The 20668-nt window shown below is 63.2% G+C and carries 16 protein-coding genes; 8 read left to right on the top strand and 8 right to left on the bottom strand.

The annotated features are described in order from the left end of the window. Positions 1-47 precede the first annotated feature (47 nt). The 6 genes from B9Z01_RS19950 to B9Z01_RS19925 all read right to left on the bottom strand — a co-directional run bounded on the left by B9Z01_RS19950 (position 48) and on the right by B9Z01_RS19925 (position 6635). Positions 48-1151, bottom strand: coding sequence for a porin (locus B9Z01_RS19950; protein ID WP_167387530.1), 1104 nt, complete (start codon positions 1149-1151; stop codon positions 48-50). Between the two features lie 147 nt (positions 1152-1298). Continuing rightward, on the bottom strand, positions 1299-2390 hold the full coding sequence (locus tag B9Z01_RS19945; RefSeq protein WP_085486148.1) for a hypothetical protein: 1092 nt from the start codon (positions 2388-2390) through the stop codon (positions 1299-1301). Position 2391: 1 nt separating this feature from the next. Next, positions 2392-3699 (bottom strand): MFS transporter, encoded by a 1308-nt coding sequence (locus tag B9Z01_RS19940; RefSeq protein WP_085486146.1) that lies wholly within the window; start codon positions 3697-3699, stop codon positions 2392-2394. Between the two features lie 85 nt (positions 3700-3784). Next, positions 3785-4918: a DUF5624 domain-containing protein gene (locus B9Z01_RS19935; RefSeq protein WP_085486144.1), complete on the bottom strand. Its 1134-nt coding sequence runs from the start codon at positions 4916-4918 to the stop codon at positions 3785-3787. Positions 4919-4940: 22 nt separating this feature from the next. Then, on the bottom strand, positions 4941-5819 hold the full coding sequence (locus B9Z01_RS19930) for an amidohydrolase family protein (protein ID WP_167387529.1): 879 nt from the start codon (positions 5817-5819) through the stop codon (positions 4941-4943). 36 nt (positions 5820-5855) lie between these two features. Continuing rightward, on the bottom strand, positions 5856-6635 hold the full coding sequence (locus B9Z01_RS19925) for an aldolase/citrate lyase family protein (protein WP_085486140.1): 780 nt from the start codon (positions 6633-6635) through the stop codon (positions 5856-5858). Between the two features lie 99 nt (positions 6636-6734). Here B9Z01_RS19925 and B9Z01_RS19920 point away from each other — a divergent pair, with 99 nt between their 5' ends. Continuing rightward, the gene (locus B9Z01_RS19920) at positions 6735-7643 is read left to right on the top strand and encodes a LysR family transcriptional regulator (protein WP_167387528.1); all 909 of its coding nucleotides are present in this window, start codon (positions 6735-6737) and stop codon (positions 7641-7643) included. 59 nt (positions 7644-7702) lie between these two features. On the opposite strand, the gene B9Z01_RS19915 is transcribed toward B9Z01_RS19920, so the two are convergent. Then, a complete protein-coding gene (locus B9Z01_RS19915) occupies positions 7703-8749 on the bottom strand; it encodes an AraC family transcriptional regulator ligand-binding domain-containing protein (protein WP_167387527.1) in 1047 nt (348 codons plus the stop codon). Between the two features lie 395 nt (positions 8750-9144). Between B9Z01_RS19915 and B9Z01_RS19910 the strand changes: the two genes are divergently transcribed. From B9Z01_RS19910 to dapA, 6 genes are all read left to right on the top strand, one after another. Further along, positions 9145-11469 (top strand): beta-glucosidase family protein, encoded by a 2325-nt coding sequence (locus B9Z01_RS19910; RefSeq protein WP_085486134.1) that lies wholly within the window; start codon positions 9145-9147, stop codon positions 11467-11469. 538 nt (positions 11470-12007) lie between these two features. Further along, positions 12008-13435, top strand: coding sequence for an FAD-binding oxidoreductase (locus B9Z01_RS19905; protein WP_085486132.1), 1428 nt, complete (start codon positions 12008-12010; stop codon positions 13433-13435). Positions 13436-13528: 93 nt separating this feature from the next. Further along, positions 13529-14629: an ABC transporter substrate-binding protein gene (locus B9Z01_RS19900; protein WP_085486130.1), complete on the top strand. Its 1101-nt coding sequence runs from the start codon at positions 13529-13531 to the stop codon at positions 14627-14629. Positions 14630-14661: 32 nt separating this feature from the next. Further along, positions 14662-15759, top strand: a complete 1098-nt coding sequence (locus B9Z01_RS19895; RefSeq protein WP_085486128.1) for an ABC transporter ATP-binding protein — start codon at positions 14662-14664, stop codon at positions 15757-15759. A 93-nt stretch (positions 15760-15852) separates the two neighbouring features. Then, positions 15853-17562, top strand: a complete 1710-nt coding sequence (locus B9Z01_RS19890) for an ABC transporter permease subunit (protein WP_085486524.1) — start codon at positions 15853-15855, stop codon at positions 17560-17562. Between the two features lie 24 nt (positions 17563-17586). Further along, the gene (gene dapA / locus B9Z01_RS19885; RefSeq protein ID WP_085486126.1) at positions 17587-18492 is read left to right on the top strand and encodes a 4-hydroxy-tetrahydrodipicolinate synthase; all 906 of its coding nucleotides are present in this window, start codon (positions 17587-17589) and stop codon (positions 18490-18492) included. Positions 18493-18507: 15 nt separating this feature from the next. Here the strand turns inward: dapA and B9Z01_RS19880 are convergent, their stop codons facing one another. Further along, complete coding sequence (locus B9Z01_RS19880; protein ID WP_085486124.1) at positions 18508-19323, bottom strand: IclR family transcriptional regulator; 816 nt, start codon at positions 19321-19323, stop codon at positions 18508-18510. Between the two features lie 85 nt (positions 19324-19408). On the opposite strand from B9Z01_RS19880, the gene B9Z01_RS19875 reads away from it, so the two are divergent. Then, the gene (locus B9Z01_RS19875) at positions 19409-20599 is read left to right on the top strand and encodes an alpha-hydroxy acid oxidase (RefSeq protein ID WP_085486122.1); all 1191 of its coding nucleotides are present in this window, start codon (positions 19409-19411) and stop codon (positions 20597-20599) included. Positions 20600-20668 lie beyond the last annotated feature (69 nt).

Raw genomic sequence — 20668 nt, 5'->3', positions numbered from 1 at the left:
GGTATTGCAGCAACGATGGATTGCCGTGCAAGAGATTCAGGCCGGGTTCAGAATTTCTGCCGCATGCCGATGCGAACCGCGACCGACGACGCGCCGCCGCCACCCACATAAACTCCGTCGACGAACGCATTGCTGCCGCCGATTCCGAGAAACACCGGCGCCGCACCGCCCGATGCACGCAGATAGGTCGCGGTCGCATAAACGTCGGTGCGTTTGGACAGCGCATAGTCGGCCAACGCTGTGACGTTCTGCCAATGCTGGCTACCCAGCTTGCTGTACCAGTAGCCGGCCATCAGCGTAGTCGCAGGCGTCAGCGAGAACACTTCGTTCGCCTCATAAGTGTTGAGCGACCCATTGTCGTTGCGAATGCGGAAATGCGTGCTGGTGAACAGCAGGCGCGTGAGACTGCGGCCGATCTGATAGCTCGCGCCAGCGCCGAAGTTGGTGACGCCATTCGCGAGCTGCGGCGTTGGCGGCAGATTCGGAAAGAACGTCGTGCCAGCCTGAACAGGGCCGTTGACGCCCATATCGTGGATGTCCGTATAGGCAGCGCCGATTTTCAGCGGGCCGTTGTCGTACCGCAGACCGAACGCGATGATGCGACCGGTGCCGCCCGACGTCGCCTGCGACGGAAACGCGTAGAGTCCGCCGACCGTCACACCGGCGATTGTGGGGGAAACATAGCGGGCAGCGTTGTTGATATGCAGCGTGCCCGCGAGGTGGTCGAAGTCGCCCGGATGCCACGAATACTGGCCGGCATACTGCCCCATCGCGAACTGCGTGAGGTTGTCCCAGAAGAAGTCGTATTGCTTGCCGAGTGTCACGCGGCCGTAGCGCGTCGACGCGAGGCCGACCCATGCCTGCCGGTTGAAGATCACGTCGGACTGGAACAGCGAGCCCGAGTTGAGATTGAAGCCGTTTTCGAGAACGAAAATGGCGCTCAGTCCGCCGCCGAGATCCTCCTTGCCGAGAAAACCCCAGCGATTGGACTGGATCGAGCCGTCACTCGCCATGAACTGGCTGTGTCCGCCGACGTTGCTCAGATACGAAACGCCAGCATCGATGATGCCGTAAAGCGTCACACTACTTTGCGCATGGGCGACGGAACTGGCGGCCGCCAGCATCGCGGCGCAGAGAAGCGATTTTTTCATTGAGTTTGTCTCCATCATCGTTATTTTTTCGGGCAAGCCCGGGCCCTCCCTGCTTGCTCGAGGGATCGGACAGGGTTCCTGCTGGGTGAAGCTGTGCGCCGCCCGCCTCGCAGCCGGAGAGGCGGTCATGCGGTCAGGCGATGCACGTCATCGTTCGAACCGGTACACGGTCGAATCGACGCGAAAGCGGATGTCTTCGCTCAATGCGTTGCTGACCACGAGATAACGCGCTCCGTCCTCAACGAACGTGCTCGCCGACGTCGCGCCCGAAGTCGCAAATTCGCCGAGCAGCTCGAACCGTTCGCCGCGCCACGCGTAGACCTGCGACCGCTGGGCGACGATGGGCGCGTGGGGCGTGCCGGTGATGAAGCAGATGCGTACGAGATAGCGTCCGTCGGCGCCATCGATCAGACAGAGTTCGCGGCCACCCGCTTCGCCGAGCCGCTGAACCGGCACAAACGCGCCACCGCTCAGGCGGTATAGCGTCGTGTGATCGTGAATGTTCGCGTAGACCATCCACAACGCGCCGTTGTCCTCGAAGAACCGGAACGTGCGCGCGCCATGGCCGGGGAGGGTCTGGAACGTCGCGAAGCGTTCGCCGTTCCAGCGCAGGATCGTCGCGCCGTCGAGATGATCGGCATACGCGAGGTAGTGCTCGCCGCCGAATTGCGCGGGAATCCAGTCGTAGCCCCATTGGCCGTCGAAGGTCTGGAACGCGTCGAAGCGGCTGCCCGTCCATTCGAGCAGGCACGAGTGCCGGGGATGGTGCGCCACGGCGCCTTCGATCTTCACGCCCTGTGCAAGCCCGAGAAAGCGCCGTGAGCCGACCTCGAACGCGCGAAACTGCTTCGCGGCAAACGCTGGAATCGTCTGGAACGGGTGCCATGCGCCGTCGGACCATTCATGCACGGTCGCGTCGACGTTCAGATCGTACGGACCCTTGCCCGAACGGACACCCGCGGCCGCGAGGAAACGGCGCGGGCCGATCTCGAAGTATTCGAGATCCTCGCCGCCCGGCAGCGGCAGCGTGTCGTGCGCGACGAAACGGGCGCCGTCCCAGCGGTACAGCAGCGCGTCGACGTCGCTGTCTCCGGCGTTCATGTGCGGCGGCTGGTCTGCGATGTCGACGGCCAACTGCGGAATTCCGAGGTAGGTCGTGCCGTCGATCGTGAAGATAGCCGCCGCGCGCGCGCCGCTCGTTGCGAGCGACTGCACGGGGGTAAGGAAATCGAGGCTCATGTCAGTGTTTCCCGTTGCTCAGTTCGGAATCGGCGATGGACAGCTCGCCGCCGCCAACGGACGGGCGTCGTGTCGCGTCGCCCGGCTGCCATCGATAGGCGAGCGCGACGCCGAGCGCGCCGCACAGGGCCAGCAGGCCGACCATCTGGAAGATGCGCTCGAGCGGCAGGTGCGCCGCGAGCAGCATCCCGCCGACCAACGGCCCGATGATCGAGCCCGCGCGGCCGATCGCCATCGTCCAGCCCACGCCGCCGGCGCGTACGTCGTCCGGAAAGAGCCGGCTCGCGATCGCGGGAAACGTGAGCTGACCGCCGACGAGGCAGGCGCCGATGCAGAACAGCATCGCGAACACGCCGTTACCGACGCCGATCAACTGTCCGAGCGCGATCGTCAGGCCGGCGCCCGCGACGAACACCGCGACGACCGGCCTGAAGGGACCGAAGCGCCCGACGATCGCGGACAGTGCGAGCGCGCCGAGAATCGCGCCGACGTTGATCAGCACCGCGCCCATTGCCGCGCGGTCGGGCGCGATGCCGTTCAGGTTCAGGATGGTCGGCATGAAGTTCACGAGAAAGCCCGACAGGATCATCGTCGCGAGCACGCCGCACCACAGCGCGATCGCGGCGGGCGCGCGGCCGTCGGCGAGCGTGTGCCCGAACGGGTTCAGCGAGCGCGGCCGGCGCTGGGCGGAGGCGAGGCGCGCGTCGCGCGGCGTGGCGCCGGCGGGGATCACGAACCACACGGGCACCATCGCGGCCAGCGCGCCTGCGCCGCCCATCAGGAACACGAACGGCCAGCCGAACTTCATCATCAGCGCGGCGGTGATCGCGCCGCCCACCACCGCGCCGAGCGGAAAGCCGATGAACATCAGGATGACCAGCGACGCGCGGCTGCGAGTCGGGCTGTTCTGCGCGGTGATGGCGGCCACCACGGGAATCGCGCCGCCCATCCCGAGGCCGCCGATGAAGCGCAGCGTGGCGAGCATCGGCGCGCTCGTCGCGGTTGCGCACGCGAGCGTCAGCACGCCGGTTAGCGCGAGCGACAGCAGCAGCATCGGACGGCGGCCGAAGCGGTCGGCGGCAGGGCCGATCAGGATCGACCCGAGCACCGTGCCGAGAAAACCGGCGCCGAATACGCGGCCGAGCGACGCGTGATCGATATGCAGCGATTTGACGAGCAGCGGCGCGACGAATGACAGCATCAGCGTATCGAAGCCGTCGATCATCGACACGGCGAAGCACACCAGCGTGATCCGGAGCGCCGCGGTGCGCGCGGGCGATTCAGGCGCGCGCAAGCCGGATTGAATCATTGTGTTGTCTCCTGTTGTTGGGCTTGTATTCAACGCCGATCTGGCCGCCCTTGCCGATCGGTCGAGTGGGGCGCGGCAGATCGCGTTACGGATAGTCCACGTTCGTGAATCCGGGGATCTCGACCGCGTTCGGACGATTGCCGTTCTCGTGCAACTGGTCGACGATGTAGTCGGCCACGCAGTTCGACAGAAGCTGGCTCGGGTCTTCCATGATTCGCCGAAGCCGCGCCGCCGTCGCGGCACGGTCGTCGACGCTGGCGATCGGCGGCATGCCGTCCACAAGCGTCGGGTCGAAACGGTAAGCCGGTTGCTGCGGAAAGAGCGCGCGGGCCACCTCGACGCTCGCCCGCGTGTTGAGCCACAGGTGGCGGTACGTGCGCTCCAGTTCAGCGAGCCCGGCCGCGTCGGGCAGCGCGTCGATCTCGAACGACGGCGCGTGCGGCGCGACGTAGACCCGCTCAGGTGGCAGCGCGCGGCCGGACGCGCGCCACACCAGATAGCACATGTTGTTCGACGACCAGGTCGCGCCAGCCGTCGGCCGGCCGGAGCGCCCGCTGACGAGCACCATCGCGCGGCGCCAGTCGATCGGTAGCGCCCGCAGCCAATTGCCGATCCGGTACACGATGTCGAGAAACGCGAGGCCGAACGTCGCGAACATCACGTCGTTCATCGGCACCGGCAGACGGTTGCCGTCCGCCGCGAAATAGCCGTCGTTGAGCGCGTCGAACGTCAGCAGTTGCGGATCGTCGAGCGAGCGGGTGAGCCAGTCGATCGATGTCGCGCACGTATAGTCGACAAGCCGGGCGATCTTCTCCTCGTGGCCCGCGAAACTTTCGACCGCGATGACGTCCTGCCACAAGGCTGTGGAATTGGCCTCGCGGGTACGCTGCGCATGCTGCTTCAGTTGCGTCGCGCCGTCGCGCCAGCGCATGTCGTGCGGATCGAGTTCGCGCATCCGGGCGAGGTAGGCGAGCGCGAGCGGCAGATGCGAGACGGCCGTCAGCTCGATGAAGCCGCGCGTCGACTTGCGGAAGCTCTCGAAACGCGGCGCGGCGCCCACGCGCGGGAACAGCACGATGTCCGATCCGGTCGACACCAGCAGCGGATCGTTTTCGCCCAGCCGATCCATCTGCGAGGTGAGTCCGGCGCCGATGCTTTGCGGGTCCGATGTGAAGGCGCGGAACAGTCCCGCGAACGACGGATTGGGTTGATAGGCCATGGTCTACGATCCTCGCTGCGCGTCAGAAGTCGAACAGGCGTGCCGGATTGTCGGACAGGATCGCCTGCTTCACGCGCGCATCGTCGGTCCACCGGTCGAGCAGGTTCAGCAGCTCACCGGTATCGCGCGTCGAGTCGGGAATATGCGGCCAGTCGGAGCCCCAGATGACCTTGTCCGGCGCGGCCGAAACGATCGCCCGAGCCATCGGTTCGACCGCTTCGTAACCGCGATGCTTCGCGATCCGATAGGGCGCGCTCAGCTTGAGCCAGCACTGGCCGTCCTTCAGCAGACCCAGCAGCCGCTCGAAATCCTCCGCTGTGAGGCCGTCTTCCTCGAGCATGTAGCCCATGTGATCGATGACGAACTCCGTGCGCACGTCGGCGAGGAACGGAATCAGGTTGCGCACGACCCAGCCGGGTGCGTAGAACTGCAGATGCCAGCCGAGGCGCTCGCACAATTCGGCCATGCGTGTGATATACGCCTCGATCTCGGCGGTCGGCAGTCCGGAGCGCGCGAACAGATCGAGCCGCACGGCGCGCACGCCCGCACCGTGCCACGCATCGAGCGTTTTCGCGTCGGTGCCTTCTTCCATCATCACGACGCCGCGCGCGATCGGGCCGGCCGCGTGGAGGGCATCGATCAGGCAGCGGTTGTCCGTGCCGTAGTAGCTCGGCTGCACGATGACGAAACGCTGCAGGCCGAGCACCTGCATCATCTTCAGGTAGTGCGACAGCTTGCCGTCGGGCAGCGTGTAGTGCGGATGCGCGACACACGGATAGCGCTCGGCGGGACCGAACACATGCATGTGCACGTCGCATGCCTTGTCCGGCATTGCAAAGACCGGGCGCGACAGCGTCGCGAGATCGCGCATCGGGGTGGAGACCAGCGGGGTTTCTGCCATGATCGTTCGAGTTGTGAGAGTTCGGTGAAAGGGCGTTCAGGGCGCGCGGCGCGCGGCTTCGGCACGCTCGCGCAGCGATGCGAGGAACAGGTCCGAGTCGATGCCGGCGAACACGAAACGCGTGGCCCCCTCGCGCCGCAGGCTGTCGAGCGCTTCGCCTTCCGGCATGCCGCCGACGATAGCCACCTTGCGATGCCGCACCGTCGCTGCGATCACCTCGCGACACGCGGCGACTACGGCCGGATGTGTCGGCTCGCCCGGATAGCCCATGTCTGCCGACAGATCGTTGCAGCCCAGCGCGACCACGTCGACGCCGTCGACGGCGGCGATCGCGTCGGCGGCTGCCACGCCGGCCCGGCTCTCGATCAACACCTTGAGCGCCGTGGCGGCGTTGACCCGCTCATTGAATTCGCGTGCCGGCAAGCGCGCATAGTCGACCACCGGGAGCGTGGATATTTGCGAACGCTGGCCGTGCGGCGCAAAGCGCGTGGCGGTCGCCGCCGCCTGAGCTTGCTCCGCACTTTCCACCCGCGCGATCACGATGCCGAGCGCGCCGCCATCGAGCACGCGGTTGATCACGCCGTATTCGCGTTCCGGCACCCGCACCCACGGCATGAGTCCGATGTCGCGTGCACACAGGCACATCTGCGACACGACGTCGACGGGCAGCGTGCTGTGTTCCATATCAATCCAGATCGTGTGATAGCCGGCCGCCTTGGCCCAGCGCACCACTTCCGCGGTGCGCGACGCGCGGATGCCGAGCGCAAGTATCCGCTCGCCGCGCCGCAGGCTCGTGAGGAGTTCGTCCCCGGTCATGTCGTCTCCATGTTGACTGCTTCGATGGGCACAGTATCGTCATCTCCCGCGTTTTGATCTATGCTTGTCTTCAACATTATTGATTCACAAAACAAATCAATGAATTTTCGCCATCTGGAGTACTTCGTCGTGCTGGCCGAGGAACTGCACTTCCGCCGCAGCGCGGAACGGCTGGGTATCACGCAGGCTCCGCTCAGCCTCGCGATCCAGGCGCTCGAGGACGAACTTGGCGGGCGGCTCTTTCACCGCACGCAACGCAGCGTCGCGCTGACCGAGGCAGGCTTTGCGCTGCTGGAAGATGCGCGCGCGATCCTCGCGCGCGTCGAGCATGCGAAGGAAAGCGTGTGGGAGACCATTAGCGGCGATGTGGGGCGTCTGCGGGTCGGATTCACGAATGCGTCGTCGCTGTCGCCGGTGTTTCCGCGCCTGATTCACGCGTACCGCACGCTGCGCCCGAGCGTCAACATCGTGCTGTCAGAGCTGCCGTCGAACCGGCAGATCGTCGCGCTGGAGCAGCGCGAGCTCGACGTGGGGCTGCTGCGATTGCCGGAGGGTCCGGCGCCTTCGCGACTCGTCCTCGAGCCGCTCACGACCGAACCGCTACTGCTCGCGATGCACGAGCGGCATCGTTTTGCGACGCGCCGGACGATCCGCATCGCGGACCTGCGCGACGAGTCGTTTATCGGCTATCCGAAAACCGCGGGCATCGCGATCTATGAACAGATACTCGCGCTCTGTGCGAAACGTGGCTTCGAACCTCGCGTCGTTCAGGAGGCGCAGCAGGCGTCGACGCTGATCGGCTTGACGGCAACGGGACTCGGCATCGCGCTCGTGCCGGCTCCGCTGCGCAGCATCGCTGTGCCGGGCGTGACGTTCCGCGAACTGGCGGATCGCGATACGACAACCGTGCTGTACATCGCGCACCGGTATGGCGACGCGAATGCGCGCGTCACGCAATTCGTGGAGCTGGCGCGCGAGACGGCGCGCGGTCTCGGCATCGTGACGTGATGCGCGATTTAATCACTGTCCAAATGCAATTTCGGGTTCTGTCGCGGCAACGCAGCCTATCAAGACTGCCTTATCGCAACAGAACCATTTTCGAGCTTGTAGCGCAGCGGGGACTTGCCGCTGTTCTCGAGAAAGAAGCGCGAGAATGCCGAGGGCGATGAAAATCCCAAATGGTCGCTGACCGCGGCAACCGAAAAATCAGCGAACGGCAGCAGTCGTTTTGCCTCCGCGAGCCGGGCGCGTGCGAGGATGGTCTGGAAGTTTGTCCCTTCACCCTGTAAGCGCCGGTGCAGTGTCGAGCGGGAAATGCCGAGGCGCTCGCAGACTTCCTCCAGGGGTGTGGAAAATGGGTGGCCGGAGTGCGACTCCCGTATCATCTTCGTCACGAAATCTTCGATTCTCGAAGAAAAGGAATGGCCGACAAGAAAGCGGATGATATCGGCATCGGCTTGTCCGCAAATTATTCTGTCGGTAAATTCGTTATATCTGCGATGCGGTAGGTCCGCTGAGCTGGATTTCAAAAGCATTCTGTTCCGACTTTGCCCGAATTGCACGGTCGAGCCGCAAAGCTGCGATAACTGGGATGTGGCCGAAAAAGGATTTCCGGTTAGCTCAATATGAGCGGGATACGGCTTATCGTCGTTGTATTGTTCGGCCAGCTGGATGAGCAGGAGAAAATTATAAAAGGCGCTCGATGAACTTCTGCCTGCGCCATCCAGAACGTATTCGAATTCGAAGATCTGGCCAGCGCGCTTGACCTTCACGGTATCGACATTTCCGATCAGGATCCGGTAGCGCAAGAACTGGTCGAAGGCCTTCGTCAAAGTCGGGCAATTCGTGACGATTGCCAATAACGTACTGATGGGCGCCCGAAAGGAATAATCGGAAAATGATTCGAGCCGTTCTGAAGTCTGATAGCCAGGCTCCAGCAGATTGAGCATCGCAATGTGTTTGTGAGCGGGTATGCGACCGTCCGGATGTGCGAGCTCGGCCTCCGTTATTCCGGTGAGGCGCGTGAAATCATGCGGCGACATGCCATTTTCAACTGCGGATTTAAGCGAAAGTTGAGCAAGGACGTTCGAAACGGTCTTCTGGTTGATCGTCATAAGAGACACCATGGAACGGAGAGATGCCGCCTCGGCTAACCGCAGTTATCTGGCGACTTTAGCATCCTTGTTCAAACCTTCAAATGGCCTGATGTGTTCGGCTATCGAATCCCCATTGTCCGATGCATGGGTGGCAAGCGTCTTCGCGACGATTGCGTAAGCTCGCGAAAGCAAAAAGAAAGGACCAAATGTTACGCGGGTAAGGCTTACCCTGATGTCGCGACACGAGGTTAAATTCTGCGACGCCAGGATAAGCGCACGCGTTTCCTGTGATGCTATCGTCATCCCGCGAGGTAGGCCAATTCAATAAAAGATTATAAGAAAAATGTAGTCTGATTACGGCTCTGCGACCGTGCGGACCGTAGCTTACGCAATTGGCAAACAGGAGAACAATCATGAGGCATCCTAAGAAAATAGCCGTCGCTGTAGTCGGCGCGCTATGTGCCGGCTCGGCGGCGTACGCGGATCAAGCTGCTACCAATCTCACATGGGGCGATAGCCCATTTTCGGTTGTGTCGAACCTCCTTTCTCATTCTTCGAGTCAGGCGCAGCCGGACGCCAACTGGAAAAAGAAAGGCGACCTGGCCGATATGCGCGCGGCAGCGCTGGTAGCCCAACTGACGCTGGACGAAAAGATCCAGTTGGTACACGGAACGGGTATGCCCACCGTCGGTTTAGGCGGCCCCTTTCCTTCGTGGGTGCAGGGCGCCGGCTACATCCCCGGCGTCAGTCGCCTGGGCATTCCTGCGTTGGCCACCGCGGATTCGGCCGGCGGCGTGAATGTCCAGAACGCTCATGCCACGGCTCTTCCTGCCCCGGTTGCGCTCGCCGCGAGCTGGAACGTGCAGCTCGCCGGGATCTACGGGGCGCGTATTGCACGTGAGCTTCGCGTTCTTGGCTACGCGGAAGGACTCGGCGGAGGGATCAATCTTGCACGTGAACCGCGTGATGGCCGAACGTTCGAGTACATGGGCGAAGATCCCGTCCTGGCCGGCACGATGAGCGCCGCGCGAACCATGGGGACGCAGTCGCAGAACGTGATCGCAACGGTCAAGCACTACGCGTTCAACGACCAGGAAACGAACCGGATGACGAGCAATTCGGTGGTCGATGAAAGAACGATGCGGGAAACGGAGTTGCTGGCATTCGAGATTGCCGTGCGTGAGGGGCGTCCCGGCAATGTGATGTGTTCGTACAACCTGATCAATGGCGTGTACGCCTGCCAGAACCCGGAGCTCCTGACGACCATCCTCAAGAATGAGTGGGGATTCAAAGGAAAAGTGCAATCGGACTGGACGGCCAACCATAGTACCGTCGCGTCGGCAATGGCGGGTCTGGACGAAGAGCAGCCCGGGGATCTCGGGGCGGCCGGAGCATCCTATGGCATCACTTCCTATTTCGGCAGCGCGCTCAAGAGCGCGGTCCAGTCGGGTAGCGTTCCGGTTTCCCGTCTCAATGACATGGTCTTCCGTAGGCTTCGCACCATGATCGCCCTTGGCGTCATGGATAACCCGCCGACCCCCGGCGGCTCGGTCGACCAGACGGCAGGCAACCGCGACGCCTTGACTGTGGCGCACGAGTCGATGGTCCTGCTAAAGAATGCCTCGCCAGACGGCAGCAATCAGCCGGTTCTTCCGCTCGCGGCTGGCAGTCTGCACTCGGTCGTCGTAATCGGCGGCCATGCCGACGTCGGCGTGATATCCGGAGGCGGATCCGGAGGCGTGCCCGCGGCTGACGGCAATGCGGTGTCGGGATGCCAGTCAGGGAACCCGCTGCTTTCAACGTGCGCCACCTGGTACAAGTCTTCACCGTTCAACGCCATCAAGGCTAAGGCGCCGCAGGCCACGGTGACGTTCCTCGATGGCACGAATGCCGCGGCTGCGGCGAGCGCAGCCGCCAACGCAGATGTGGCGATCGTGTTCGCCACGCAGTGGGAGAGCGAAGGCTCGGATCTGGCGAGCCTGTCGCTGCCGGACAGCAAGGCTGACCCGAGCAACCAGAGCTACGATCAGAATGCGCTGATCAACGCAGTGGCAGCCAGGGCGAAGCGCACTATCGTCGTGCTAGAGAACGGAAGTCCCGTCACGATGCCGTGGCTCGATAGCGTTCACGGCGTACTGGAAGCATGGTATCCGGGTGTGCAAGGAGGGCAGGGTATCGCCGACATCCTGTTCGGCGATGTGAACCCTTCTGGCAAGCTTCCGATCACCTTCCCCCGGCAGGAAGCCGATCTGCCGCAGCCGACGATCGACGCCAATAATCTCAATGTCGTCTATAGCGAGGGACTCCTGATGGGATACCGCTGGTACGACGCGAAGAACATCGATCCACTGTTCCCCTTCGGCTACGGTCTTTCCTATACGAGTTTCTCGTACTCGGGGCTCAGGACACGTACCGATCATGGAGGCAACGTGATCGCCACCTTCACCGTCACCAACACCGGTTCGCGTGCCGGGGCCGAGGTTGCCCAAGTGTATGCCACGCTGCCACCCGGCCTGGGCGAGCCGCCGAAGCGTCTGGTGGGATGGGCGAAAGTCGGCTTGAATCCCGGACAGTCGCAGCAGGTGAATGTCGTCATCCCCGCGCGGCGCCTCGCTACATGGAATGTCACAACGCATTCGTGGCAGGTGCACGGCGGAAGCTACGAGATCTGGGCGGAATCGTCGTCGCGTGACACAAATGCCTTGTCTGAGCGTGTTTCCGTTGGAGATATGCACTGAGCGACATACGGTCTGGGCATCGTGAGATGCCCAGACTCTCCACAGCCATAACCTCTCTTTGATGTCGCGTATCCATTCGCCGATTAAATAAGTAATCCTACTAATATCGGTCGAACCCGCCAGAACTGCCTTATCGCGACAAAACCCATATGAAGTCTCCGCTGACGCTATCGCTCAGCGCATTTGACTCCGACCGGCAGCGTGAGGGTTTCGCGAGGCAATAACGTAACCGTGCCGGCTCACGGCGAGAAGCGATTGGCCGGGATCCTGTTCGTCACTACATTGCCGTGCCCGGGAGCGGGCACGTCGCCTAAGCGAGCGCAACCCTGTTGCGGGCGCATTTGATTGCTCGGCAGACAGGCCAGAGCAAAATCGTTCTATCTAACATATTGATTAATAAAGATTAAACAAGAGTTGCGCACGAAGTAATTGCATAGCGATTGTTTAAATTCCATTGCGATTTTTGTCTCTCTATTCTTGGCTCCATGCCCCGTAGCGACCGCTGACAACGGTGTACCCCCTACATTGGAGACCACAGATGATCGACGACTCCGCATTGATCGCCTCCCTGCGATCGGCGCTCGGCAACCATGCGGTGTTGGTGGACGATCCGGATATGGCTGGCTTCGTCGAGGACTTTCGCGGGCGATACAAAGGGCGGGCGCTGTGCGTCGTGCAACCGGCCAACGTCGAGCAGGTTGCGCTCGTCGTTCGCCATTGCGCGCAAGCCGGCGTTCCGCTGCTGCCGCAAGGCGGCAATACGAGTCTGTGCGCAGGCGCGGTGCCGGACGCTAATGGGCCCGCGCCCGTCATCGTGAGTCTCGCCCGCATGCGGCGTATCCGTCATGTGGATGCCGTCAACCGTTCGATCGAAGTGGAAGCGGGGTGCGTCCTGAAGGCCGTGCAGGATGCGGCGGCCGAGGTGCAATGCCTGTATCCGGTTAGCCTGGGCGCCGAAGGGTCGTGCCAGATAGGCGGCACGCTCTCCACGAACGCGGGGGGCACCAGCGTGCTGCGCTATGGCAATACGCGCGAGAACGTGCTCGGGCTCGAAGTCGTGCTCGCCGATGGCCGCATCTGGAATGGTCTGCGGGGCCTGCGAAAGGACAACACCGGGATCGATCTGAAGCAGCTGTTCGTGGGCGCCGAGGGCACGCTCGGCATCATCACGGCGGCGACGCTCAAGCTGCATGCGTTGCCGACGCATCACTCGCTTGCATGGTTTGCGCCCGTCGATCCGCAGGCAGCGCTGCGCGTGCTCGGGTTATTCCAGGAAAATTGCGGAGCACAAATTTCGGCGTACGAACTGATGAACGAGCGTCAGCTTCAGCTCGTGGTCGAGCGCGTTCCGCTTCGCCGCAATCCCTTGGCGCAGCGCCACGACTGGCATGTGCTGGTCGAATTGTCGGATACGCGCGATGGCGCAGAAATGGACGAGTGTCTTCAGCAGACGCTCGAAGAGGCCGTCGGCGCGGGGCTCGTTCTCGACGTGATCGTCGCGGCCAACGATACGCAACGTGCCGCACTGTGGGAAGTCAGGCACAGCGTCACCGAAGCGAACAAAGGCGCCGGTGTCGGCCTGACGACCGACTGCGCGGTCCCGGTGTCCGCCGTGCCCGCGTTCATCGAAGGCGCGACGCAAGCCGTACGCGAAATCGTTCCGGATATCGACATCGTCATCGTCGGCCATATGGGCGACGGCAATGTGCATTTCATTCCGATGTTCACGTTCGACGCCTGGCACGGTTTGTCCGATGCGGCCTCGACGGCGTCGGCGCTGCGTCGCAGTGTGAACGACGTCGCGTACCGGCTGGGCGGCACGTTCAGCGCCGAGCACGGAATCGGGCAAACCGGCCTGCCGGAGATGTCGCATTACAAGTCCCCGGTCGAGCTGGCGATGATGCGTGCCATCAAGCAGGCGTTGGATCCGAGGAATCTGATGAATCCCGGGCGCCTCGTTCCCTGACCGCGCCGTTCATTCCACCACGCGCCCAACCGATCCCGTACAAGTGGAAATCCGGCGCATTTCATACGTCATTCGGAAAACCTGGAGCTCACGATGAAACCCAAGCACTCCTCGACTCAGTCTGTTCAGAATCCGTCGCGCCGCAGCGTCCTGAAGGTGGCCGCCGTTGGGGCAGCGGCCACCGCGTTTCCGTTCGTCTGGACGCCCTCGCGCGCGGCCAACAAGCGAATCGTCATTCGTGACGACGGCGGAATCTATACGAAGGCATACGGTGCCGTGTACTACGGGCCGTTCACGAAGGCAACGGGCATCGAGGTGATCGGCGTGCAGGCGAATGCGGAACCGACCGCACAGATCAAGAGCATGGTGGAGGCGGGCAGCTACACGTGGGACATGGCGAAGATCAGCCAGCCCGCGATCCTGATGCTGACGTCGGGCGGCAAGGAATATCTCGAGCGCCACGGTCTCGAGGCGGATCCGACGATCGCGAAGATTCCGGGCCAATACATGTCGCCGTTCGGCGTCGGCACCAACGTGTACTCGACGGTGCTCGCGTACCGCACCGACGCGTTCAAGGGCCGCAAGGCGCCGGGCTCGTGGGCAGACCTCTGGAACGCCAAGGACTTTCCCGGCCGCCGCGCGATGCGCAAGTATCCGTTCGACACGATCGAGCAGGCGCTGATGGCCTCGGGCGTGCCTACGGCGCAGGTCTATCCGTGCAATCTGGATCGCGCTTTCGACAGCCTCAACAAAGTCGCAAAACACGTGGACGTCTGGTGGACGACCGGCGCACAGGTCGAGCAGATGCTCGGTTCGGGCGAAGTGGCGATGGTCGCCACGTGGGCTTCGCGCGCGCAATCGGCGATGGCGAATGGCGCTCCGGTGGCGATCTGCTGGAACCAGAATATCTGGGGCTGTGATAACTGGTCGATCCTGAAGGGGACGCCGAACGCGAATGCATGCCGCGAGTTCATCAAGTTCGCAAGCGATCCCAAGCGTCAGGCGCAGCTCGTCGACTATTTCCCCGCGGGCCTCACGCAACCCGAGGCATTCAATTTCGTGAAGCCGGCCGTCGCGAAGAACTGCCCGACGTATCCGGAGAACATCAAGAGCGGCCTGCACATCGACGCGCACTACTGGCTACAGAATCAAAGCGTTGCGTTGGAGCGATTCAACAGCTGGATTCTCTCCTGACCTGGTCATCGATTTTCAAGGACGTGATATCAATGTCAGCCAGTAATCTGCATGTCGAAGGGCTTTGCAAGCGCTACGGCGATTTCGTTGCGCTCGCCCCGACGAACCTCGAAGTCGCGCAGGGAGAATTCCTCACGCTGCTCGGCCCGAGCGGATCAGGTAAAACCACGCTGCTCAGCCTGATCGCCGGGCTGGCGCAACCGGACGGCGGGACGATCCGCATCAACGGGACCGACGTGACCTGGGGCGCGCCGTACGAGCGCGACATCGGGATGGTGTTTCAGAACTACGCGCTGTTTCCGCACATGACGGTCGCGGAGAACGTCGCCTTTCCGCTGCAAATGCGCAAGGTCGATGCAGCGACGGCGCGCAGGAAGGTTGCCGACGCGCTGGAGATGGTGCATCTGCCGCACCTCGCGGGGCGCTACCCGCGCGAGTTGTCGGGCGGTCAGCAGCAGCGTGTCGCGCTCGCGCGCTGCATGGTCTATCGCCCGTCGATCATTCTCATGGACGAACCGCTCGGCGCGCTCGACAAGAAGCTGCGCGATCACATGCAGCTCGAGATCAAGCGTATTCACCGCGATCTCGGCACGACGATCATCTACGTGACGCACGATCAGGAAGAAGCGATGACGATGTCCGATCGCATCTGCCTGATGAACGCCGGTTCGATCACGCAGCTCGGCACGCCGGCCGATCTGTACTTCCGGCCGGTCAACGTGTTCGTCGCGGATTTCCTCGGCGAATCGAACCTGCTCGACGCGACCGTGACGCATCGCGATGGCGAGCAGGTGCGCGTGGGCGTCGGCGGCGCGGATCGCGGCCATGCGATGGCCTATGACATGGACGTGCGGCCGGGCGCTCACGTCAAGGTGATGATTCGTCCGCAAAACGTGCGCGTCGAGCCCGACGGCCACGACATGCCGGATAGCGGAGAGACGATGCGCGCGAAGCTGACCGACATCATGGTCACCGGCGGCATGACGAAGCTGTATCTGCAGTCGCAGGCACAGGGCGTGGAGGAATTCGTCGCTGCCTTTCCAACGAACCGTCTCGGCGAGCGTTACGAGATCGGCCAGACATTGCGGCTGCGCTGGTCGGCGGCGGACGCGGTGGCGATTGCGGGGTAAGCGATGAACGAGTCCGTACTGGCCGCGCCAGGCCCGCAACGCGTGCCGGCGAGTGGCCGCCGCCACAATCGCCGCGCATGGACGATCGCCGCAATGGTTGCGCCGATCGTGGTCCTGTTCGCCGTATTCCTGATCTATCCGGTCGGCCAGTTGCTCCTGCTGAGCATTCATGGCAAAGACGGCTTCACGCTGGCCGAATACCGGCGGCTCTTCGCCTCGTCGGTCTACCTGGACGTGCTGTGGGTCACCCTGAAGATATCGCTTCTGACCACCTTCTTTTCGGTACTGAGCGCTTATCCCGTGGCCTTGTTCATCTCGACGCTCACGCGCGATCGCAAGGCCAAAGTCCTGTACTGGGTGCTGCTGTCGTTCTGGACGAGCTTTCTCGTGCGCACCTTCGCATGGGTCGTGCTGCTTGGCCGCAACGGTGTAATCAACTGGGCGTTGACGCATCTCGGCATCATCGATTCCCCGCTGAGTCTGCTCTACAACCTGCCCGCCGTGATCGTCGGCATGGTTCACGCGCTCATGCCGCTCGCGATCCTCACGATGCTCTCCGTGATGGAAAACATCGACCGCCGCCTGCCGACCGCCGCTTCCACACTCGGCGCGCGGCCCGGCACGGTGTTCTGGAAGATCTATTTCCCATTGTCGCTGCCGGGCGTCGCATCCGCCGGGCTGATGGTGTTCGTCACCGCGATCGGCTTCTTCATCACGCCAACGCTGCTCGGCGGCCGGCGCGAGACGATGATTACGCAGCTCATCATCGACCAGGTCATGCAGGCGCTCAATTGGGGCTTCGCCGGTGCGATCTCGGTGCTGCTGCTGGTCGTCGTGCTGGCCGTGTTCGTCGTCTATGACCGCATGGTCGGACTGTCGACGATGGCGGGCGGCAGCGCGCCCGCGGGCTCGTCGCGATCCGGCCGCGGCTGGAGCCGCAAGCTGGGCGACATCGTGCTCTCCGCTCTGGGTCAGGCGACCGACGGGGTGCTGCGGCTGCTGCCGAAGATCCGCCGCAAGACGGGCGGCAGTCCGCGCACGCTGCGCGCTGTCGTGTGGCTCATGTTGCTGTTCCTGAGTGCGCCCGCGTTTCTGATGATTCCGCTGTCGTTCGATTCGACGTCGGGGCTCGCGTGGCCGCCGCATGGCTTTTCGCTGCAGTGGTATCAGCAGGTAGCGGATTCGCCGCTCTGGATGCAGGCGATCGTGCGCTCGTTCGGGGTCGGGATCGGCACGGGTGTGCTGTCGATGGCAATCGGCACGCCGGCGGCCTTCCTGCTCGTGCGCGGCGGACTCAAATGGAATGCGGCCTTCCTCGCTTTCGTGCTCGCGCCTATCGTCGTGCCGCGCATGATTCTCGCCGTTGGCGTGTTTTATTTCTTCGCGAAGATCGGCCTTGTCGGTTCGTCCATCGGCCTCGTGATCGCCCATACGGTGGTGGCTGTCCCGTATGTCGTGATTACGATGATGGCCGTGCTGCGCAATTACGACGTTCGCCTCGATCTCGCAGCCCAGAGCATGGGGGCGAGGCCGTTCACGACGCTGCGCCGGGTGACGTTCCCGATTCTCGGCGCCGGACTGATGTCGTCGTTCCTGTTCGCGTTCGCGACATCGTTCGACGAACTGACGATTGCGCTGTTCACGTCCGGCGGGCTCAGCACGACGCTCCCGAAGCAGTTCTGGGACGAAGTGACGATGCAGATCTCGCCGGTGATCGCGTCGGTGTCGACCTGCCTCTTCGTATTCGTTTCCATCCTGATCGCTGTCGCCGACCGTCTGCGTCGGCGCAGCCTCGCCTCCTGAACCGATTGACCTGAGAAATCCCGCATGATTACTTCGCAACATTTGCGCGGCATCCTGCCCGCCATTCCCACGCCCGTGAATCCCGACGACACGATCAATGCCGATGCGGCCCGCAACCTGCTTCGGTATCTGCTGAAGCAGGGCATCGACGGCGTGGTGCCGCTTGGCGGCACGGGCGAATACGGCGCGCTGTCACGAGCGGAGCGTGTCCGCATGGCCGAGATCACGGTGCGGGAAGCGGACGGCGATATTCCCGTGATCGCGGGTGTGCTGGACCCGGGATACCACGATGCGATGCAGGCCGGCCGCGACTTCGCGGCGGCCGGCGCCGATGGTCTTCTCGTTCTCACGCCGTATTACACGAATCCGACGCAGCAGGGAATTCGCGACTATTACCTGCGCTACGCGGACGAATCGCCGCTGCCGATCCTGATCTACGAGATTCCTTACCGGACCCGGATCTCGATTGCCCCCGAAGTCCTGCACGAGCTGTCGCGTCACGAGCGCATCATCGGCATGAAGGCTTGCAATACGGATATGTGGCATTTTCTGCGCACCGTCGCCGGTGTGGACGATTCGTTCGCAGTGCTGAGCGGAGAGGATACGCTGTTCCCGCTTCATGTGGCATCGGGCGCCAAGGGCGGTATCGTCGTCACGGCAACGCTTCTGCCGAGCGCGTGGCGCAGGATTCATCAGCTTGCGTCGGAAGGCCGCACGCAGGAGGCGCTCGCGCTGCATCGGACGCTGATTCCGCTCATGAATCTCGCATTCGCGGAGACCAACCCCGGTCCGATGAAATCGGTGATGGATCTGATCGGCGTTGATGCGCCGGACATGCTGGCGCCGCTCGTCAAGCCCGATCCCGCGCTCGCGCGGCGCTTGCGCGGCGAGCTGGAGAAGCAGCTCGCCGTATTCGAGCGCAACGCCTGAGGCAACGCCAGAGAGTCAGCGCCGGTACATGGGGAGCCGCGCTTTCGAAATCGAGGTTGCGGCAACCTGGACATGCTTGGCCAGTTCGCCTTCGGCGCTCTCGACCGACCAGCGCGTCGTGGGAACGGCGATGTTGATCGCCGCGACGGCGGTTCCGCCGTGGTCGGTGATGGGCGCCGCGACGGAAATGTCGCCGAGCACGGTTTCGTTTTCGATCACGGCGTAGCCGCGGCGAGCCGCGAGGCGGATACGTTCGAGCAGCTTTTCCGGCTTGATTTCGGTGTAGTGGGTCATGGGTTCGAGCCGGGTCTGCGCGAGGATCTGCTTGACTTGCTGTTCGGGCAGCCGCGAGAGGATCGCAATGCCCGATGCCGTGAACATGGCCGGCAGGCGTGCGCCGACCACGATGTCGACATTGACGAGGTGACGGCCCGGAAAGCGGGCGACGAACACGATCTCGTGCCCGTCGAGCTCGAGCAGGTTGGTGGTTTCGCCAAGATGGCGGCTGATCTCGAGCAGGTAGGGGGACGCCTTATCGATCAGTTCGTTCGCCCGGATGTAGTTGTACGAAAACTGGAGCATTTTCGACGTGAGGCCGTAGCTGCGCGTATCCGGCACGCGAGACAGATAGCCGAGTGCTTCGAGCGTGTGAACGACGCGCTGTGTCGCACTGCGATCGAGCGCCGCTGCTCGCGCGATGTCGACGAGCGTCATGTGCCGGTTGGGGCCGTCGAACGCATGCAGCACGCGAAAGGTTTTTTCGGTCGAACCGATGAAGAGCGACGAACGTGCAACCGCTTTGTCGTCTGCTTTGGAGTCGGATTTTCGCATGGAGTCTGAGCGGGGATATCGTTTTTCGATCGATGTAATTGTATTGCAATCGTCATGATTGGGGGGCCATTTGGCGAATCGGAAGTTGGCTTGTGTCGATGACTATCGGGCGGCCGCAAAGCGGCGGCTATCGCGTCTTGCGTTCGACTACCTGGAAGGCGGCAGTGAGGGCGGCGGGGCGCTGCGGCGCAATTGCGACGCCTACGCGCAATGGCTGCTTCGCCCACGGGTATTGACGGATGTTTCGTACTGCTCGACGTCGACGTCGCTGTGGGACAGGGAAATTGCAGCGCCGATGGTGGTTGGTCCGACCGGGCTCAATGGCCTGTTCTGGCCGAAAGCCGACGAGATGCTCGCGCGCGCGGCTGCGGATGCCGGATTGCCATTCGTGTTGTCCACCGCATCCACGTCGTTGCTGGAGTCCGTTCGCGCCGCCGTGCCGGACGGCGAGCTATGGCTGCAGCTATACGTGCAACAGGACAGGCGCATCGCGGAAGACATGATGCGGCGCGCAGGTGCCGCGGGTTTCTCGACGCTCGTGCTGACCGTCGATACGCCCGTGCACGGCATCCGCGATCACGACGTACGCAACGGATTCCAGTTGCCGCTGCGTCCATCCGCGCGCCTGATCGCGGATTGCATTGCCCACCCACGCTGGTCGTGGCAGATGCTCGCGCATGGATCCCCGCAGCTGGTGAATATCGCGAGGAGCGTCGGGGAGGCCGCGAACCTGATGCGCCACGCGGCGATACTGAGCCGGCAGATGGATCTGACGCTCGGCTGGTCCGATATCGGCTGGATACGTCGCCATTGGCGGGGCAAGGTGCTCGTGAAAGGCATTCTGACCGTGGAAGATGCGCTGCTTGCGCGCGATGCGGGGGCGGACGGCATCGTGTTGTCGAATCACGGCGGGCGGCAGCTGGAAAGCGCGCCGACATCGATGGACGTACTGCCGGGGGTAGCGAAGGCTGTCGGCGGCGATCTGCGGATTTTCGTGGATGGCGGCATACGGCGGGGAGCGGACGTCGTAAAGGCGATCGCGCTGGGCGCATCGGCGACGCTGCTTGGCCGGGCGCCGCTGTACGGCGTCGCGGCATGCGGAAAGTCCGGTGTGGACGACGTCCTTCGCATCCTGAAAGCAGAAATGAGTACCACGATGCGTCTGATGGGCTGCCGGAATATCGAAGGCTTGACGCCGGTCAGCGTCGAATCGCTGCCTTTGCGATCGGCAAGACAGGCGGAAACCCTGGCGGAAACCCCGGTGAGACTCGCCTGATCTTCTGATCGGTCGCGTCAGCCTCTCTCCAGAACTTCTCCCGCTCCAGCCGCGCCGCACGCGGATGTT

The organism is Paraburkholderia susongensis, from assembly GCF_900177725.1.
Taxonomy (GTDB): Bacteria; Pseudomonadota; Gammaproteobacteria; order Burkholderiales; family Burkholderiaceae; genus Paraburkholderia; species Paraburkholderia susongensis.
The sequence above is the reverse complement of the archived record's forward strand: the minus strand, read 5'-3'. Positions and strand labels throughout refer to the sequence as shown.

Coding starts and splice junctions, on each gene's coding strand:
- B9Z01_RS19950 (WP_167387530.1), bottom strand. CDS start 1,151: ATGAAAAAATCGCTTCTCTGCGCCGCGATGCTGGCGGCCGCCAGTTCC.
- B9Z01_RS19945 (WP_085486148.1), bottom strand. CDS start 2,390: ATGAGCCTCGATTTCCTTACCCCCGTGCAGTCGCTCGCAACGAGCGGC.
- B9Z01_RS19940 (WP_085486146.1), bottom strand. CDS start 3,699: ATGATTCAATCCGGCTTGCGCGCGCCTGAATCGCCCGCGCGCACCGCG.
- B9Z01_RS19935 (WP_085486144.1), bottom strand. CDS start 4,918: ATGGCCTATCAACCCAATCCGTCGTTCGCGGGACTGTTCCGCGCCTTC.
- B9Z01_RS19930 (WP_167387529.1), bottom strand. CDS start 5,819: ATGGCAGAAACCCCGCTGGTCTCCACCCCGATGCGCGATCTCGCGACG.
- B9Z01_RS19925 (WP_085486140.1), bottom strand. CDS start 6,635: ATGACCGGGGACGAACTCCTCACGAGCCTGCGGCGCGGCGAGCGGATA.
- B9Z01_RS19920 (WP_167387528.1), top strand. CDS start 6,735: ATGAATTTTCGCCATCTGGAGTACTTCGTCGTGCTGGCCGAGGAACTG.
- B9Z01_RS19915 (WP_167387527.1), bottom strand. CDS start 8,749: ATGACGATCAACCAGAAGACCGTTTCGAACGTCCTTGCTCAACTTTCG.
- B9Z01_RS19910 (WP_085486134.1), top strand. CDS start 9,145: ATGAGGCATCCTAAGAAAATAGCCGTCGCTGTAGTCGGCGCGCTATGT.
- B9Z01_RS19905 (WP_085486132.1), top strand. CDS start 12,008: ATGATCGACGACTCCGCATTGATCGCCTCCCTGCGATCGGCGCTCGGC.
- B9Z01_RS19900 (WP_085486130.1), top strand. CDS start 13,529: ATGAAACCCAAGCACTCCTCGACTCAGTCTGTTCAGAATCCGTCGCGC.
- B9Z01_RS19895 (WP_085486128.1), top strand. CDS start 14,662: ATGTCAGCCAGTAATCTGCATGTCGAAGGGCTTTGCAAGCGCTACGGC.
- B9Z01_RS19890 (WP_085486524.1), top strand. CDS start 15,853: ATGGTTGCGCCGATCGTGGTCCTGTTCGCCGTATTCCTGATCTATCCG.
- dapA (WP_085486126.1), top strand. CDS start 17,587: ATGATTACTTCGCAACATTTGCGCGGCATCCTGCCCGCCATTCCCACG.
- B9Z01_RS19880 (WP_085486124.1), bottom strand. CDS start 19,323: ATGCGAAAATCCGACTCCAAAGCAGACGACAAAGCGGTTGCACGTTCG.